We start from the raw sequence: 15778 nt of genomic DNA, 5'->3' as shown, positions 1-15778 counted from the left end.
TGCGCCGAGATTCAGCTACTCAAAACAGCCTGCATACCGGGAGCGAGGACATCGGACAGGTCGGTCCACGGCACGGTGATCGTGACGAGGCCGATGCTGTAGGAACCCACCTGGTAGTCCCCGAAGTGAATCTTCATTCCCTCCGGCGATGCGGTCCAGTTCGCGAAGTTGGCCACCGTCGGCTCGATACCCGAGCGCTCGAAACTCTCGCCTGCGCGGGTGGTCGGAAGAATTGCCGCTGCTCGGTCCGACAGCCGGGCCAGGCCTGCGTCGAGATCGGTGAAAGCATCACCGAGGGAGATCGGCTGTGCGGTGTCGGCGTCGATCGTCACGGTCGCAATCAGTGAATTACCGTGCGCTCCTGGCGGCACGGCGATCCAACCGGTGATCTGTTCGGCACTGATCACGCGCCGCCCGACGTAGGTCGTACCCGTCGAGTAGCCGTCGCTGAGGACGAAGTCGTTCCCGTAGTCACCATCGATCTGATCCTGGAGCGCGGCGCGCATCGACTCGTTGAACTCCGCCGTCACGGCGGGATTCCCGCCACTGAGCTGCGGAATCGCGACGTCGTAGGTCGCACGCACGGTTGATCCGGTGACTCGAGTGCTGCCGACGACGTACGGCTCGGCGGCACTCGAGGTAGTGGTCGGCGTCGTGGACGTCGGCTCGGCTCGCTCGGTGGTGACCGTGACTTCCGTAGTCGTCGGTGCCGACGCCGGCGTGGCGGTTCCCGAGGTGGAGCAGCCCGCCACGGCCGCGGTCACAGCCACTGCGGCGACCATCGAGCGAATACGAGTCATGACCGACCCTAACCACTGCGCGGTGTCGCACTCAATGGGAAACAACTGCGGAGCACCGACTCCGCAGCTAGCGTCGAACCGTCCGGTTCGTGTCGACCGGCCACGTTTCGGAGGGAGTTCGATGAGAACGACGAGCATCATCACCAATCTGCGGGTTCCGAACGTCGACGCGGCAAAATCGTTCTACGCCGAGTTCCTCGGTCTGGCGTCCGAGGAGTTCGACATGGGGTGGGTCGCGCGGCTGACGTCGCCCGATCGTCCGGTCAGCGTTCAGCTGGTCACCCGTGACGAAAGCGCACCGGAGGATTCGGTGATGTCGGTGCACACCGACGATGTCGACGGCGCGTACGCCGAAGCGCAGAAGCTCGGCTACGAGATCGTGCATCCACTGACAACCGAGCCGTGGGGTGTGCGCCGCTTCTTCGTGCGCGCTCCCGACGGCAACGTCATCAATATCGCGTATCACCGGGACTGACGAGTACGCACGAAAAAGCCCGACCCCCTCGAAAGGGAGTCGGGCTTCTTCAGCGAGGGGCTGGACTCAGAAGTCCATGCCGCCCATGCCACCGGTCGGATCGCCGGCGGGCGCTCCGGCCTTTTCGGGCTTGTCGGCGACGACGGCCTCGGTGGTGAGGAACAGAGCCGCGATGGACGCTGCGTTCTGCAGTGCCGAGCGGGTGACCTTGACCGGGTCGTTGATGCCTGCAGCGAGCAGGTCCTCGTACTCGTTGGTCGCGGCGTTGAGGCCGTGACCGGCGGGCAGGTTGGCAACCTTGTCCGCAACGACGCCGGGCTCGAGGCCTGCGTTGAATGCGATCTGCTTGAGCGGAGCGGACAGCGCGACGCGAACGATGTTCACGCCGGTTGCCTCGTCACCGTCGAGCTTGAGGTTGTCGAGTGCGGGCGCTGCCTGGAGCAGTGCCACGCCGCCACCGGCGACGATGCCTTCTTCGACGGCTGCCTTGGCGTTGCGCACGGCATCTTCGATGCGGTGCTTGCGCTCCTTGAGCTCGACCTCGGTTGCGGCTCCGGCCTTGATGACTGCAACGCCGCCGGCCAGCTTGGCCAGGCGCTCCTGCAGCTTCTCGCGGTCGTAGTCGGAATCGGAGTTCTCGATCTCGGCGCGGATCTGGTTGACGCGACCGGCGATGGCGTCGGAATCTCCCGAGCCCTCGACGATGGTGGTCTCGTCCTTGGTGATGACGACCTTGCGTGCCTGACCGAGCAGCTCGAGTCCGGCGGTCTCCAGGGAGAGGCCGACCTCTTCGCTGATGACCTCGCCGCCCGTGAGGATGGCGATGTCGGCGAGCTGCGCCTTGCGACGGTCACCGAATCCGGGAGCCTTGACGGCGACGGACTTGAAGGTGCCACGGATCTTGTTCACCACGAGGGTGGAGAGAGCTTCGCCCTCGACGTCCTCGGCGATGATGACGAGCGGCTTGCCGGACTGGATGACCTTCTCCAGCAGGGGCAGCAGGTCCTTGACGGTGCTGATCTTGGAGCTGACGAGCAGGATGTACGCGTCTTCGAGGACGGCTTCCTGACGCTCTGCATCGGTGGCGAAGTACGCCGAGATGTAGCCCTTGTCGAAGCGCATGCCCTCGGTGAGCTCGAGCTGCAGGCCGAAGGTGTTGGACTCCTCGACCGTGATGACGCCTTCCTTGCCGACCTTGTCCATTGCCTCGGCGATGAGCTCGCCGATGGACGGGTCGCCTGCGGAGATGCCAGCGGTAGCAGCGATCTGCTCCTTGGTGTCGATCTCCTTGGCGGACGCGAGCAGAGCCTCGGTGACGGCTGCAACAGCCTTCTCGATGCCGCGCTTGAGGCCGAGCGGGTTCGCGCCGGCTGCGACGTTGCGCAGGCCTTCACGGACGAGTGCCTGGGCGAGAACGGTAGCGGTGGTGGTGCCGTCGCCTGCGACGTCGTCGGTCTTCTTGGCGACCTCCTTGACGAGCTCGGCACCGATCTTCTCGTAGGGATCTTCGAGCTCGATCTCCTTGGCGATGGAAACACCATCGTTGGTGATCGTGGGAGCTCCCCACTTCTTCTCGAGTACGACGTTGCGACCCTTGGGGCCCAACGTCACCTTTACTGCGTCGGCGAGGGCATTGAGGCCTCGCTCGAGGCCACGGCGTGCCTCTTCGTCGAACGCGATGATCTTGGCCATTGCGAAGTGATCCTCCGGATTGGGGGTGACACATTGCTGGCCGAGCTCGGTGCCCGCGACGGACGACCAGGGGTGTCGTTGATTCCCCGGCCTCACCGTGTCCCGACCTGGCACTCACGTGTCGAGAGTGCCAACTGCATTTCTAGCACTCGACCATGGCGAGTGCAAGGTCGTCCGCCTCGAGCGAACCACCACCGCCCCCGTGCCCGACGCCACCGCGCGACGCAGGTCTCGAGCAGATGCTCAGCCGAGCTGCCATTCGTCACACACTGTTCACACCCGTACGCGTTGTTAACATCCGAATACTGTGCATCGAACCCTCGGCGCTAATACCGTTGAGCGACAACAGCTTCGACGCCACAAAATTCGGACAAAACCCTACAAATCCGACAGTAAGGATCGAAACATGTCCGATACGGTCGACACCTCGTACGACAACTCGGCGATGGACCACGAGGAAGAGGGCTACCACAAGGGCCTCAAACCTCGGCAGTTGCAGATGATCGCGATCGGTGGCGCAATCGGCACCGGCCTGTTCCTCGGCGCGGGCGGACGCCTGGCCAGCGCCGGGCCCGGCCTCTTCCTCGCCTACGCACTCTGTGGAATCTTCGTCTTCTTCATTCTGCGTGCCCTCGGCGAGCTGGTGCTGCACCGTCCTTCGTCGGGCAGTTTCGTCTCCTACGCGCGTGAGTTCTTCGGCGAGAAAGCCGCTTTCGTCGCCGGGTGGATGTACTTCCTGAACTGGGCGATGACGGCCATAGTCGACGTCACGGCCATCGCGACGTACATGCACTACTGGGGCAGTTTCGAGGTGATCCCGCAGTGGGTCATCGCATTGATCGCTCTGGTCATCGTCATGAGCTTGAATCTCGTGTCGGTCAAGTGGTTCGGCGAGATGGAATTCTGGGCGGCCATCATCAAGGTCATCGCCTTGGTGACCTTCCTGATCGTGGGCGTCGTGTTCCTCGCGGGCCGGATTCCCGTCGGTACCCAGATGCCGGGCATCAGTCTCATCACCGACAACGGCGGGTTGTTCCCGTCGGGCGCGTGGCCTCTGGTCATCGTCATCTCCGGCGTCGTGTTCGCTTACGCCGCAGTCGAATTGGTGGGCACTGCCGCGGGTGAGACCGAGAACCCGGAGAAGATCATGCCGCGGGCGATCAACTCGGTCATCGCACGTATCGCACTGTTCTACGTCGGCTCGCTCGTACTGCTCGCACTGCTGATGCCGTACACCGCATACCAGTCCGGTACCTCACCGTTCGTGACGTTCTTCTCGAGCATCGGCCTCGGCGGCGCGGGCACCATCATGAACATCGTGGTGCTCACGGCGGCACTGTCTTCCCTGAACGCCGGCCTGTACTCGACCGGCCGCATCCTGCGGTCGATGGCGATGAACGGCAGCGCGCCGGAGTTCACCAAGAAGATGACCAAGGGCGGAGTGCCGTTCGGCGGCATTCTGCTCACCTGCTTCATCACCTTGTTCGGAGTCGCCCTCAACGCGATCGCCCCCGGCGAAGCGTTCGAGATCGTGCTCAACATGTCTGCACTGGGCATCATCGCCAGCTGGGCAACCATCGTCCTGTGCCAGATCCAGCTGTACCGCTGGTCCAAGAAGGGCATCGTGGAGCGGCCCAAGTTCCGCCTCTTCGGCGCGCCGTACACCAGCTACGCCACGCTGGTGTTCCTGTTCGGCGTGCTGGTACTGATGGCCTTCGACGCGCCTATCGGGTCGTGGACCATCGCCACCCTGGTGGTCATCATTCCCGCCCTGATCGGTGGCTGGTACTTGGTACGCACCAAGGTGCTCACGGTCGCCGAGGAACGCTTGGGCTACACCGGTCAGTACCCGGTGGTGGCGAATCGTCCGACCGAACCGGAGGAGTGACCCTTACACACCCCGAGGAACAGGGCCCCGCATCGACTCGACGCGGGGCCCTGCTTCACGCACGGGCCTGTGTCGTCAGGAGAACCTGAGCCATCTCGATCGAGTGAAGGGCGAACGCCGCACGGGCGGCTCCGGAACCCCGGCCTTCACTGCTGCCGCTACAGCGTCGCTGAGTTCCACACAGGTCTCGAAACGATCGGCGGGGTCCTTGGCCAACGCGCGTGCGACCACCGCGTCGAGACCCCGCGGTAGTGATCTCCGACGCCGCGTCACCGCGGGCGGCTCGGCCGACAGATGGGCTGCGGTGATCGCGAGTGGCGTGGCCAAGGGGTACGGCGTTCGCCCGGTGAGTAATTCGACCAGAGTCGCCCCCAATGCGTAGACGTCGGTCTGCGCGCTCAGCACTTCCCCGCGGAGCAGTTCCGGTGCCGCGTAGTGGATGGACGCCAGCACCGTTCCGCCGACGACCAACGGCGTCGAGTCGTCGACCAGACGCGCAATTCCCCAGTCGGACAACAACACCTGCTCGTAGCCGTCCACCCGCTCGGTGGAGATGAGGATGTTCGACGGCTTGACGTCCCGGTGCAGGACGCCGTTCGAGTGGGCGTAGTCGAGCCCCTTGGCCACCTCGGCGACGATGCGCGCCACCCGGGAGACGTCGAGCGCGATCTGACCGCGAGCGACCAGCCGCGCCGCGCTGTACCCGTCGACGTAGTGCATCGACATCCACAGCTGGTGCTCGAACTCACCGTGTTCGTGCACCGACACGATGTTCGGATGCACCAACAGCGCGGCAACGGTGGCCTCGGTCCGAAACTTGGTGCGTAGTCGCGGTGACCGCGATGCGTCACGATCGAGAACCTTCAGCGCTTCGAGCCGATCGTGTCCGCGACCGAGGACCAGGTACACCTCACTCATGCCGCCGACCCCCAGGCGACGCTGCACTCGAAAGCCCGCGAACTCGGTGCCCGGCTGCAACCGACCGGCAGTCACGGAATCACCTGCGCAACAGCACTACTCGCGGCACATCGACTCCCACGAAGGACGACCGGGCGAGACCGCAACATCGACAGAACTGTAGTCCGTTCGGGTGTTCGCGGCGACTCGGCAGACTGTCGACGCGGGCTTGTCTCCCCTGCTCACCGGCTCCGTCACGTTTCGCCGCCCGCGCCGACGTCGTTTATGGTGATTACCGGTACTTGACCAAAACAAGGGAAAAAGAACGGCAAACCGATAGTGGTCAGCCGATCACCTCGACTCGAGTTGTAAGGAAGTCAAGTAAGTGAAAGCAGTAAAAGAAGCGTGGGGCGGCCTGCTCAAGCCGGTCTTCGTCCCCGCATCTATCGTCATTTTTGTCATGATCGCCTTCTCGGTGATCTACGCCGGCACTGCTGCCGACGCATTCGACAATCTCAACAACGCCATCACCAGCGGAGTCGGCTGGTGGTACATCCTGGCCACCACCGGCTTCGTGCTGTTCGCGCTGTACTGCGGTCTGAGCAAAGTCGGCAACATCCGCCTCGGACGTGACGACGAGAAGCCCGAATTCGGCGTCCTGTCCTGGTTCGCGATGTTGTTCAGCGCCGGCATGGGCATCGGCCTGGTGTTCTACGGCGTCGCCGAACCTCTTTCGCACTACGTCACACCACCCGAAGCCGGCGGCGTTACCGGCAGCACCGACCCGGCCGCCCGTCAGGCCATGGAGCTGACCCTGTTCCACTGGGGTCTGCACGCCTGGGCCATCTACGTGGTGGTCGGCCTCGGGCTGGCCTACATGACCTACCGCAAGGGACGCCCGCTGTCCGTGCGTTGGCTGCTCGAGCCGCTTCTGGGGCGCAAGCGCATCGAGGGCGGAATCGGCCATGCGATCGACGCCGTCGCCATCATCGGCACGTTGTTCGGCGTTGCCACCTCGCTCGGATTCGGTGTGCAACAGATCTCGGCCGGCCTCGAGTACCTGGGTTGGGTCGATACCAACAACTGGGTGACGGTCATCATCATCGCCGGAGTCACCGGTCTCGCGACGTTCTCCGTCGTGTCCGGCGTCTCACGCGGTCTCAAATGGCTCTCCAACATCAACATGGCAATGGCCGCGGCTCTGGCAGTCTTCGTTCTGATTGCCGGACCGAGCCTGTTTCTCATGCAGTCGTGGGTGCAGAACCTCGGCGGCTACATCCAGGCGTTGCCCGAGTTGATGCTGCGCACATCACCGTTCTCCGACGACGGCTGGACCGGCGACTGGACCATCTTCTACTGGGGCTGGTGGATGAGCTGGGCACCGTTCGTCGGCATGTTCATCGCACGCATCTCACGCGGCCGCACCATCCGTGAATTCGTGTTCGGAGTACTGCTGGCACCGACGATCATCGGATCGTTGTGGTTCACGATCTTCGGTGATGCCGGCATCCTGCGTCAGCGCGAGAACGGCGACCTGTTGGTCGACGGTGCCGTCGACACCAACACGAGCCTGTTTCAGCTGCTCGACACGTTGCCGTTGGCCACGATCAGCAGCGTGCTGGCGATCTTCGTCATCGTGTTCTTCTTCGTGACGTCCTCCGACTCCGGCTCGCTGGTCATCGACATCCTCTCCACTGGCGGCGATCTAGAGCCCCCGAAGATCACCCGCGTGTACTGGTCGATTCTCGAAGGCGTGGCAGCGACGGTTCTGCTCCTCATCGGCGGAACAGGATCGTTGACGGCCTTGCAAACGATGTCGATAGCCACGGCCGTGCCGTTCTCGATCATTCTGGTGCTCGCGTGCGTGTCGATGCTCAAGGCCTTCCGCTACGACGTCGCCACCACCCCGCGGTACGTGCGCGTGACCACTACGCCGGAGGTCGCGGACAGCGAACAGGACCCAGCTCGGTCGACTCCGCGCAAGAGGGCGTCGGCAGGCATCTCGAGCACGTTCTCAGGCCTGACAGCGTCACGGGAGGGACTCACTTCGCCCGGTCGCACCGGGACCGTCGTGCTCGCGGTGCACGAGGTGTCCACCGAACAGCTCGAGGTTCATCCCGAGACCGGAGCCGTCGAATACTCGAGTGACAACGCTCCCGTCGATCCGCTGGGCGGCGAAGTGTTCGACACTCAGGAGTTCGCCGACTCGGCCGAGGGACAGAAAGACAGCAACCACCCCGGCTGACCGATCGATCCATCTCTGGCCCTCGCGACGGTGTTGCGGGGGTCAGAGGTTTTTCGAAGCCCAGTCGGTGAGCGCCTCGAGCGACGGCAGCAGGGCCTCACCCGAGGTCGTCAGGCTGTACTCCACCGAGATGGGGGGCCCGTCCGTGACGGCGCGCGCCACCAGTCCCGCTTTGCCGAGTTCTCCGAGTCGCTCCGACAGCACCGAGTCACTGATGCCGCCGACGGCGCGGCGCAGGTCCGAGAATCCCATCGGCCCGTTCATCAGCGTCGCAAGAAGAATTCCGTTCCATCTCTTGCCGAGAAAGCCGAAGGCTTTGGTCAACGCTCCGTCACAGGCACGGGAGTCATGTGGCTGTTCGTTCGTGACCATGACTCCACCCTACCGAGGTGCTACAGTCCGCCTTGCTACTTCTGATTTACTAGTGGCCCCAGAAATGAAAGCAGGGATCATGTTCATCGCAACCCTCGTCGTCTCGGTACTGCTCGCCGTGGCGCTCACGTTCTCGGCAATCGGCAAACTGACGAAAAATCCCTCCGTCATCCCGATGCTCGAGCAGGTCGGCGTCCCCGCCGACAAGATTCCGTGGTTGGCCTACGCGGAGATACTCGGTGCCATCGGCCTCCTGGTCGGCCTGTTGGTCTGGCCCATCGGCGTGGCAGCTGCTGTCGGCGTCATCCTCTACTTCGTCGGTGCGGTTGCCGCGCACCTTCGCGCCAAGGACAAGGACTTCGCCCCAGCCGCCGGACTCGCCGTGTTCGCCGTCGTGGCGCTGGTTCTACGGGTGCTCAGCGCCTGACCAGTCGTAGTCCATCTGGCCCGCGGTGGCGAGGGCGTGATCCGCGCCCGCCCACCGCGCGACCAGATGCAGCGCGAGATCGAGGCCGGCACTGATACCGGCCGATGTCGCCAGATCGCCGTGATCGATGTACCGAACGCCCTCGTGCACCACGAGCGCGGGCCACCTTGTCCGCAGCAATTCCAGATCTTCCCAGTGTGTGGTGACCGGACGCGCGTCGAGCAGTCCCGCTGCCGCGAGCACGAACGCACCGGTGCACACCGACGCGACCACTTCTGCGGTGGGTCGAGTTCGCTGCAGCCACTCCAGGACTCGGCCGTCCGCTTCGACCGCGTCGACGACGCCGCCGGGAACCAAGACGAGGTCGTAGGTCCGCGGATCGTCGATCGTGGTGTCGACGCCGATCCTCATGCCACCTCGCGCGCGTACCGATCCGTCATCGAGCCCGACGAGCGCAACCTCGAAAGGCGCTGCGCTACCGGCACGTTCGGCTACCCGGTTGGCCACCGAGAACACCTCGAACGGCCCGCAGGCGTCGAGCACCTCGACGTCGTCGAACAACAGAATCGCAATGCTTCTCATGTCGCCTCAGCTACTCGTGGTCGAGACGATGACGGGCACCATGACCGCAGCCATCACCGCAGTGTTCACATCGGAGACGGCCTTGCGCACTGCCTCTCCTGCCCACTCACCCTCGGCAATCTCCTTGGCCCGCTTCTTCAACAGCTTCTTGTCCGCGTCTGTGATGACCTTGTGCGTGAGATCCACGGCCGAGACGAGCGAGATCAGGGCCGCGGAATGTGGCTCGGGAGTCGTGCCGTCGACGAGCGCGCTTCGTAGCGCATCTCGCAGCACCTTCTCCCGCGAGGTATCGCGCGCGGGCCACGTCGTCGTCGGGAACAACCCCAACACCTTGTCCTGCTTCTCGGTGACGAAACCCTGCGCCGCCAGACGCGCGGCCAGTTCCTTGGCCAGATTCTTCTGCGACTTCTCGATCACCTTCTGCGGCTTCATCGGCCGTGACGTCGTTGCCACGAGATCGAACACACGGCGCAGCAGTGCGTCTTCGGGCGGCTCCCCCGCCACGACCACGTGATCCTTCTTGATCTGCTCATCGGGGCCGGTGATGCGCAGCGATCCACTCATTGCGAGCTCGACGACCAACGCGCCGGCCAGCACGCGCGGCAATTTGGTGCTGTCTGCCGACGGTTTGCCCGACTCGTCGTCGAGCAACAACAGCAGCAGATCCTCCGCAATCAACGTCATGGAGCGAGATTACCCACAACGCGCGCCCGATTTGCGGTGTTCACCTTCTCGATACCGAGTGTTTCACCGGTGCCGAACGAGTCAGTTGATCAAACTCTGCCAGTTCGACGGCACCCGTTCACGCGGCCCGGGAACCGTCTGGTCGAGTGGATGATGCTGCGGTGGAGCAAGTTCGGGGCCGTCGTACATCTGCTCGTCGGCGTAGTTGTAGAACCATTCCTCGCCGGGCTCGTAGCTCCGCACGAACTGATGTCGAGTGGATTCGGCGTGCTTGCTGGCGTGCTGCGACGGCGAGGAATCGCAGCACCCGATATGACCGCACTGCGCACACCGACGCAGGTGCACCCACCAGCCCTGCGTCTGCGTGCACTCGACACAGCCGGGTCCCGACGGCGGAACCTGCGGGTCGATGCCTTCGATGGTCATGATGCCTCCTCGACAGCGGGTTGGACTGGCAGTCTCACGATGAAGCGCGTGTTCCCAGGTTCGGACACCACCTGCAGGTCACCCTGGTGCTTCTTCACCACGATGCGCCACGAGATGTCGAGGCCGAGACCCGTACCCTCGCCGACGGCCTTGGTGGTGAAGAACGGCTCGAAGATGCGTGACCGAATCTCCTGCGGCACACCGGGTCCGGTGTCGCAGATCTCGATCTGCACCTGATCCTCGTCCAAAGACGTGCGCACCGTCAGAACCCCCGACCCATCCATCGCCTGCACGGCGTTGTCGATCAGGTTCGTCCACACCTGGTTGAGTTCGGCGGCATAGGCGGGGATGGGCGACACCGCCGGATCGTATTCCTTGACCACCGCGATGTCGTCACCGATCTTGCGGCCCAACATGATCAGTGTGCTGTCGAGCAACTCCCGCACATCCACGGTCTGGTACGGCGCGCGGTCCATCTGCGAATACTGCTTCGCGGCACCGACCAGGGTGGAGATTCGCGTGGTCGAATCCGCGATCTCGTTCATCAGCAACTCGGTTTCGACCGTGTAGTTGAGCCACCGAATCGCGCCCTCGAGCATGGTCGGATCGTCGACGGTCGCCGATACACGATCGAGCCACGGCACATCGAGCCCCGCCGAGACGAACGTGGGGGCAAGATCCCAGCCGTCTCGAATATCTTTGTCCTCGAACCATTCTCCGAGTTCGTCCTCGCGGTCCGACGCCTCCATGGCCGTCAACTTGGGTGCCTTGGCCACCAACTCCACGGCCTCGTTCTGCAGTTCGACCAGACGCGCCAGGCTGGCACGGTCGAGAGTTCCGCCGGCGATCATCGCCAACTTCTGCCGCATGTGCGCCACCCGATTGCGCAACGCGGACGTCGCCCGCACCGCGGCCGCGGCCGGATTGTTGAGCTCGTGCGTCAACCCTGCCGACAGAGAACCCAACGCCAGCAATCGCTCTCGCTGTTCCACCACTTGCTTGGTGTTCTGATTTCCGAAGAACAATCCTTCGAGCAGATGCAGGGCCATCGGAAACCACTCGCGCACGATCGATGCGAAACAGTCCGCGTCGAGCACGAAGAAGCGCGAGGGCTCACTCACCCGCATCGAACCCTGGTACGTCTGCGGCACCCGATCACCCAGATATGCCTGCCACGCACCGGCATACACCCCGCGTTGCGACGTTCGGTTGATCACCAGATCCTCGCCGCCCGAGAGCTTCGAGAGGACAACCGCACCGTCCATCAGCACGTAGAAGCACGTCGCCGGGTCGCCCTCGGCGTACACCGGTCCGGGTTCGATCGTCTCGATGCGCCCGTCCCGACACAGCTCCGCCAGCTGAGAGTCGGTGAGATGCTCGAACAGGAACAGCGTCCGCAACTCCTCCGGATCACACGCGAGCGTGCTCACGGGTTCGCCAGATATCTGTGCACCAACATCACGGCCATTGCTCCTTCTCCCACTGCCGACGCGACACGTTTGGCCGAGTCGGATCGAACGTCCCCGGCTGCGAATACCCCGGGCACACTCGTCTCGAGGTGATGCGGAAGTCGGGTGGGCGTCCACCCGGCGGGTCCGCGTCCGTCGGTGACGAGATCCGGTCCGGTGACCACAAATCCATGATCGTCCCGAACGAGCACTCCGTCGAGCCACTCGGTACGCGGGGCAGCCCCGATGAACAGGAACAGGTACTGCGCGTCGACCGTCGAGGTCTCGTCGGTGGCCCGGTTGCGCAGCGTGATCGACTCCAGGTGACCGTCGCCTGCCACGCCCGCGACCTCGGTACACGGCCGAACGCTGATCTTCGGATTCTCTTCGATCTGCTTGATCAGGTAGTACGACATCGACGCTTCCAGCGAGGTGGCACGGATCAGAATGGTGACCGACCTGGCTCCGCGCGAGAGGTACACCGCTGCCTGACCGGCCGAGTTCGCGCCGCCCACGATGTAGACGTCCTGCTCGGCACAGCGTGCAGCCTCGGTCATCGCAGACCCGTAGAACACACCCCGGCCGGTGAAGTCGTCGATTCCGGGTGCGTCCAATCGTCGATAGGCGACGCCGGTGGACAGGATGATCGTCTGCGCACTGATACTGCGGCCGTCGGCGAACCGCACGGTACGCGCGGATCCGTTGACGTCCAGACCCACCACGTCCTGCGTGGTGACGACCTCGGCACCGAACTTCAACGCCTGCCGCCGGGCTCGCTCGGCCAGCTGCGCACCCGAGACCCCGTCGGGAAATCCCAGGTAATTCTCGATGCGAGAGCTCTGACCGGCTTGACCGCCCGTCGCGGTCCGCTCGATCAGAGTCGTCCGCAGACCCTCCGACGCGCCGTACAGAGCCGCTCCGAGTCCTGCCGGACCACCGCCGATCACGACGAGATCGTAGAACTCCTCCGACGGCGACACGGTCAGACCGAGCCGGTTACCGAGTTCGGCGTCGGACGGTTCGATCAACGCATCACCCTCGGTGGTGATGACCACCGGTAGTCGGTCGTCTGCCACACCTGCCGCGGCCAGCAGTCGCGCGCCCTCGGACTCGTCGGACATGTACCAGCGGTAGGGCAGTTGATTGCGGGCGAGGAACTCGCGAATTTCCGACGACCGCGCAGACCAGCGGTGGCCGACGATCTTGGTGTCCTCGACGGCGCGGTGGTCGTACGCGCACCAGGCCTCGAGTTGGGCGTCGAGCACGGGGTAGAGCTTTTCCTCGGGCGGATCCCACGGCTTGAGCAAGTAGTAATCCAGGTCGATGACGTTGATGGCGTCGATCGCCGCGTCCGTATCCGCGTAGGCGGTGAGCAGAATGCGGCGGGCCGTAGGGAAAAGGTCCATCGCCTGTTCGAGAAATTCCATGCCGCTCATCTGGGGCATGCGGTAGTCGGCCAACAGAATCGCGACCGGGGTGCCGCGCAGCGTGAGTTCTTTGAGTGCGTCCAGTGCCCCGGCACCGGATTCGGCGCGCACGATGCGGTACTGCTCGCCGTAGCGGCGGCGCAGGTCGCGGGCGACCGACCTCGATACTCCGGGATCGTCGTCGACACTGAGAATGACCGGTTTCATGACCCTCCAGGACTGATGCTCACCAACCTCATGAGCATGCCACCGGCTCGCCCCGAATGGGAGGCAAGCGGGCCTGGAAACAGCAGGGTCAGATTCGGCCGCGTCTGATCAGATCGAGTTCGTGTGGGGTGAGGAGTCGTTCGAGCTTCTCGGCCGGCCAGGTGCGCGGACTCCCGCTCATCCTGGCGGTCTTCAACAGGGGTAGATCACTGCTGGTACGACGCATTATCGACTGTAATTTCACGGTGGATCACTCCGAACAATTTCTTCGTTGGTCCCGACACTCCGCTTGCTACATCGGTCAGTGTCCGCTCGGTGTTAACGCAGCAGTGGGATCTCGTGCGGCGTTTCGTGGGGAAACACGGTTTCTCGGGCCCCTCCTCGGGGTAAACATTCCTTCAAATCAACTGATCGGGGAACGTTCGTGAACACGTCGGGAAAGTCTGTGGCCAACACCGTTCAAGACAACGGTGCATTCGAGAAAGCGGCGCGCGCCGGCCACTTCGTCAGCGGAGTGCTGCACATCCTCATCGGATACATCGCGATCCGGCTGGCGTTCGGTCAGGCGGGCAACGCCGACCAGTCCGGTGCGCTCGCCGAACTGGCCGACAAGCCCGGCGGAAAGATCGCCCTGTGGGTGGCCGTGGTCGCCTTTGTCGCATTGGCCCTGTGGCGAATCGTCGAAGCGATCGTCGGCAAGAAATCCGACGCCGACGAGGGAAGTGCGCTCGATCGTCTCAAGGCTGCGGCACTGGCCGTCGTCTACATCGCGTTCGCGTTCTCCACCTACGGTTTCGCGACCGGTTCCGGAAAGTCCAGTGGCCAGCAGAACGCCGGCTACTCGGCCCGGTTGATGGAATCCGGCGGCGGCAAGCTGGTGCTGATCGTCGTCGCCCTCGTCGTCATCGGTGTGGGCGGCTACCACGTCTACAAAGGCGTCTCGAAGAACTTCCTCGATGATCTCGAAGGCCACCAGAGCGGAGCCGTCGTCAAACTCGGTATCGCCGGATACGCAGCCAAGGGCACGGCGCTGGTCGGGGCAGGCATCCTCGTCGTCGTGGCGGTACTGCAGTCCGATCCCTCCAAGGCCACCGGAATCGACGGTGCCGTCAAGACACTGGGTGCCCAGCCGTACGGGCAGGTTCTGCTGGTCCTCGCCGGAGTGGGAATTGCGCTCTACGGGCTGTACGCGTTCGTGTTGGCTCGCTTCGCTCGCATGTGAGCGAAAGTTCGTAGCGGGCGACGAAGTTCCGCTCACCTAGCTGGCCAACTGTGTCCGCTGACACATAGGATGCGCACGATTGTGTGTGACAGTCAGTTGCACTTACCACGACCAATTGGAGGCCCACGTTGAGCAAGACTCTCGAAGCCACGATCGATATCGCCGCGAGCCCCGAGACGGTCTGGTCGATCGTCTCCGACCTCCAGCGCATGGGCGAATGGAGCCCGCAGTGCAAGAAGATGAAGGTCCTCGGCGGACCGGTCGGCAAGGGCACCAAGACGCTCAACGTCAACCGCAAGGGCCTGCTCGTCTGGCCGACGACGTCCAAGGTCGTCACCTTCGAGCCCAACCGTGAACTCGCGTTTCGCGTCGTCGAGAACAAGACGATTTGGTCCTACACCCTGACCCCCACCGCCACCGGAACCACCGTCGTCGAGAAGCGGGAGGCACCCAGCGGCACATCGGCGGTGTCGTCGTTGCTGGTCAAGCGCATCCTCGGCGGCATCGACCAGTTCGACGTCGAACTCGTAGAGGGTATGAACAGCACCCTGCGCCGCATCAAGGTCGAGAGCGAGAAGCTGGGAAAAAAATAATTCTTCTCAGGAAGGTTTCAGGTTTGTTTCCCTCGGGCATCCGGCGTTTCGACAAGCAAACGACACGAACGGAAAGTGGGGGCAACATATGTTGGGTCTCGGAATCATCGGCTGGATCATCATCGGCGGACTCGCAGGTTGGATCGGCAGCAAGATCATGAAGACCGATGCTCAGATGGGCATCATCCTGAACATCGTCGTCGGCATCATCGGCGGCCTCATCGGCGGATACCTGCTCAAGGTCTTCGGCGTCGACGTCGAAGGTGGCGGACTGATCTTCAGCTTCATCACCTGCATCCTGGGCGCATGCATCTTGCTGTTCCTGGTCAAGCTCGTGACAGGTCGCAGCCGCGTCTGATCGACTCGCAGCTCCCGACTGCCGGGGCACCTCAC

16 protein-coding genes are annotated in these 15778 nt (G+C 63.6%); 7 read left to right on the top strand and 9 right to left on the bottom strand.

Going from position 1 to position 15778, the window contains the following annotated elements; genetic code table 11:
* Positions 1–11 precede the first annotated feature (11 nt).
* Positions 12–800 carry an RsiV family protein gene (locus tag CH286_RS13495; protein WP_094609450.1) on the bottom strand — a complete coding sequence of 263 codons (789 nt, stop codon included), beginning with the start codon at positions 798–800 and terminating at the stop codon, positions 12–14.
* Between the two features lie 121 nt (positions 801–921).
* On the opposite strand from CH286_RS13495, the gene CH286_RS13490 reads away from it, so the two are divergent.
* Positions 922–1275 (top strand): VOC family protein, encoded by a 354-nt coding sequence (locus tag CH286_RS13490; RefSeq protein WP_032401783.1) that lies wholly within the window; start codon positions 922–924, stop codon positions 1273–1275.
* A gap of 66 nt (positions 1276–1341) precedes the next feature.
* Here CH286_RS13490 and groL read toward each other — a convergent pair whose 3' ends face one another.
* On the bottom strand, positions 1342–2967 hold the full coding sequence (gene groL / locus CH286_RS13485; protein WP_032380280.1) for a chaperonin GroEL: 1626 nt from the start codon (positions 2965–2967) through the stop codon (positions 1342–1344).
* A gap of 406 nt (positions 2968–3373) precedes the next feature.
* Here groL and CH286_RS13480 point away from each other — a divergent pair, with 406 nt between their 5' ends.
* Complete coding sequence (locus CH286_RS13480; protein ID WP_032380279.1) at positions 3374–4855, top strand: amino acid permease; 1482 nt, start codon at positions 3374–3376, stop codon at positions 4853–4855.
* Positions 4856–4930: 75 nt separating this feature from the next.
* On the opposite strand, the gene CH286_RS13475 is transcribed toward CH286_RS13480, so the two are convergent.
* Positions 4931–5848, bottom strand: coding sequence for a serine/threonine-protein kinase (locus tag CH286_RS13475; RefSeq protein WP_094609449.1), 918 nt, complete (start codon positions 5846–5848; stop codon positions 4931–4933).
* 289 nt (positions 5849–6137) lie between these two features.
* Between CH286_RS13475 and CH286_RS13470 the strand changes: the two genes are divergently transcribed.
* Complete coding sequence (locus CH286_RS13470; protein ID WP_176458233.1) at positions 6138–7997, top strand: BCCT family transporter; 1860 nt, start codon at positions 6138–6140, stop codon at positions 7995–7997.
* Positions 7998–8039: 42 nt separating this feature from the next.
* Here CH286_RS13470 and CH286_RS13465 read toward each other — a convergent pair whose 3' ends face one another.
* Positions 8040–8369 carry a winged helix-turn-helix transcriptional regulator gene (locus CH286_RS13465; protein ID WP_032380276.1) on the bottom strand — a complete coding sequence of 110 codons (330 nt, stop codon included), beginning with the start codon at positions 8367–8369 and terminating at the stop codon, positions 8040–8042.
* 79 nt (positions 8370–8448) lie between these two features.
* Between CH286_RS13465 and CH286_RS13460 the strand changes: the two genes are divergently transcribed.
* Positions 8449–8796, top strand: a complete 348-nt coding sequence (locus CH286_RS13460; protein WP_032402070.1) for a DoxX family protein — start codon at positions 8449–8451, stop codon at positions 8794–8796.
* Here the strand turns inward: CH286_RS13460 and CH286_RS13455 are convergent.
* The 5 genes from CH286_RS13455 to CH286_RS13435 all read right to left on the bottom strand — a co-directional run bounded on the left by CH286_RS13455 (position 8776) and on the right by CH286_RS13435 (position 13570).
* On the bottom strand, positions 8776–9378 hold the full coding sequence (locus tag CH286_RS13455; protein WP_032401781.1) for a DJ-1/PfpI family protein: 603 nt from the start codon (positions 9376–9378) through the stop codon (positions 8776–8778). The two genes, CH286_RS13460 and CH286_RS13455, sit on opposite strands and share 21 nt — an antisense overlap.
* Positions 9379–9384: 6 nt before the next feature.
* The gene (locus tag CH286_RS13450) at positions 9385–10062 is read right to left on the bottom strand and encodes a GOLPH3/VPS74 family protein (RefSeq protein WP_032401780.1); all 678 of its coding nucleotides are present in this window, start codon (positions 10060–10062) and stop codon (positions 9385–9387) included.
* A gap of 81 nt (positions 10063–10143) precedes the next feature.
* Positions 10144–10488: a UBP-type zinc finger domain-containing protein gene (locus CH286_RS13445; RefSeq protein WP_032380273.1), complete on the bottom strand. Its 345-nt coding sequence runs from the start codon at positions 10486–10488 to the stop codon at positions 10144–10146.
* Complete coding sequence (locus CH286_RS13440; protein ID WP_094609448.1) at positions 10485–11918, bottom strand: ATP-binding protein; 1434 nt, start codon at positions 11916–11918, stop codon at positions 10485–10487. Before CH286_RS13440 ends, CH286_RS13445 begins: the two co-directional genes overlap by 4 nt.
* Complete coding sequence (locus CH286_RS13435; RefSeq protein WP_037148826.1) at positions 11915–13570, bottom strand: FAD-dependent oxidoreductase; 1656 nt, start codon at positions 13568–13570, stop codon at positions 11915–11917. Before CH286_RS13435 ends, CH286_RS13440 begins: the two co-directional genes overlap by 4 nt.
* A 424-nt stretch (positions 13571–13994) precedes the next feature.
* Between CH286_RS13435 and CH286_RS13430 the strand changes: the two genes are divergently transcribed.
* The 3 genes from CH286_RS13430 to CH286_RS13420 all read left to right on the top strand — a co-directional run bounded on the left by CH286_RS13430 (position 13995) and on the right by CH286_RS13420 (position 15743).
* Complete coding sequence (locus CH286_RS13430) at positions 13995–14792, top strand: DUF1206 domain-containing protein (protein WP_032401777.1); 798 nt, start codon at positions 13995–13997, stop codon at positions 14790–14792.
* A 128-nt stretch (positions 14793–14920) separates the two neighbouring features.
* On the top strand, positions 14921–15385 hold the full coding sequence (locus CH286_RS13425; RefSeq protein ID WP_037148827.1) for an SRPBCC family protein: 465 nt from the start codon (positions 14921–14923) through the stop codon (positions 15383–15385).
* Between the two features lie 88 nt (positions 15386–15473).
* A complete protein-coding gene (locus tag CH286_RS13420; RefSeq protein ID WP_027498459.1) occupies positions 15474–15743 on the top strand; it encodes a GlsB/YeaQ/YmgE family stress response membrane protein in 270 nt (89 codons plus the stop codon).
* The last annotated feature ends 35 nt before the right edge of the window (positions 15744–15778 follow it).

It is taken from the genome of Rhodococcus sp. WWJCD1 (assembly GCF_002258735.1).
Lineage (GTDB): Bacteria > Actinomycetota > Actinomycetes > Mycobacteriales > Mycobacteriaceae > Rhodococcoides.
The sequence above is the reverse complement of the archived record's forward strand: the minus strand, read 5'-3'. Positions and strand labels throughout refer to the sequence as shown.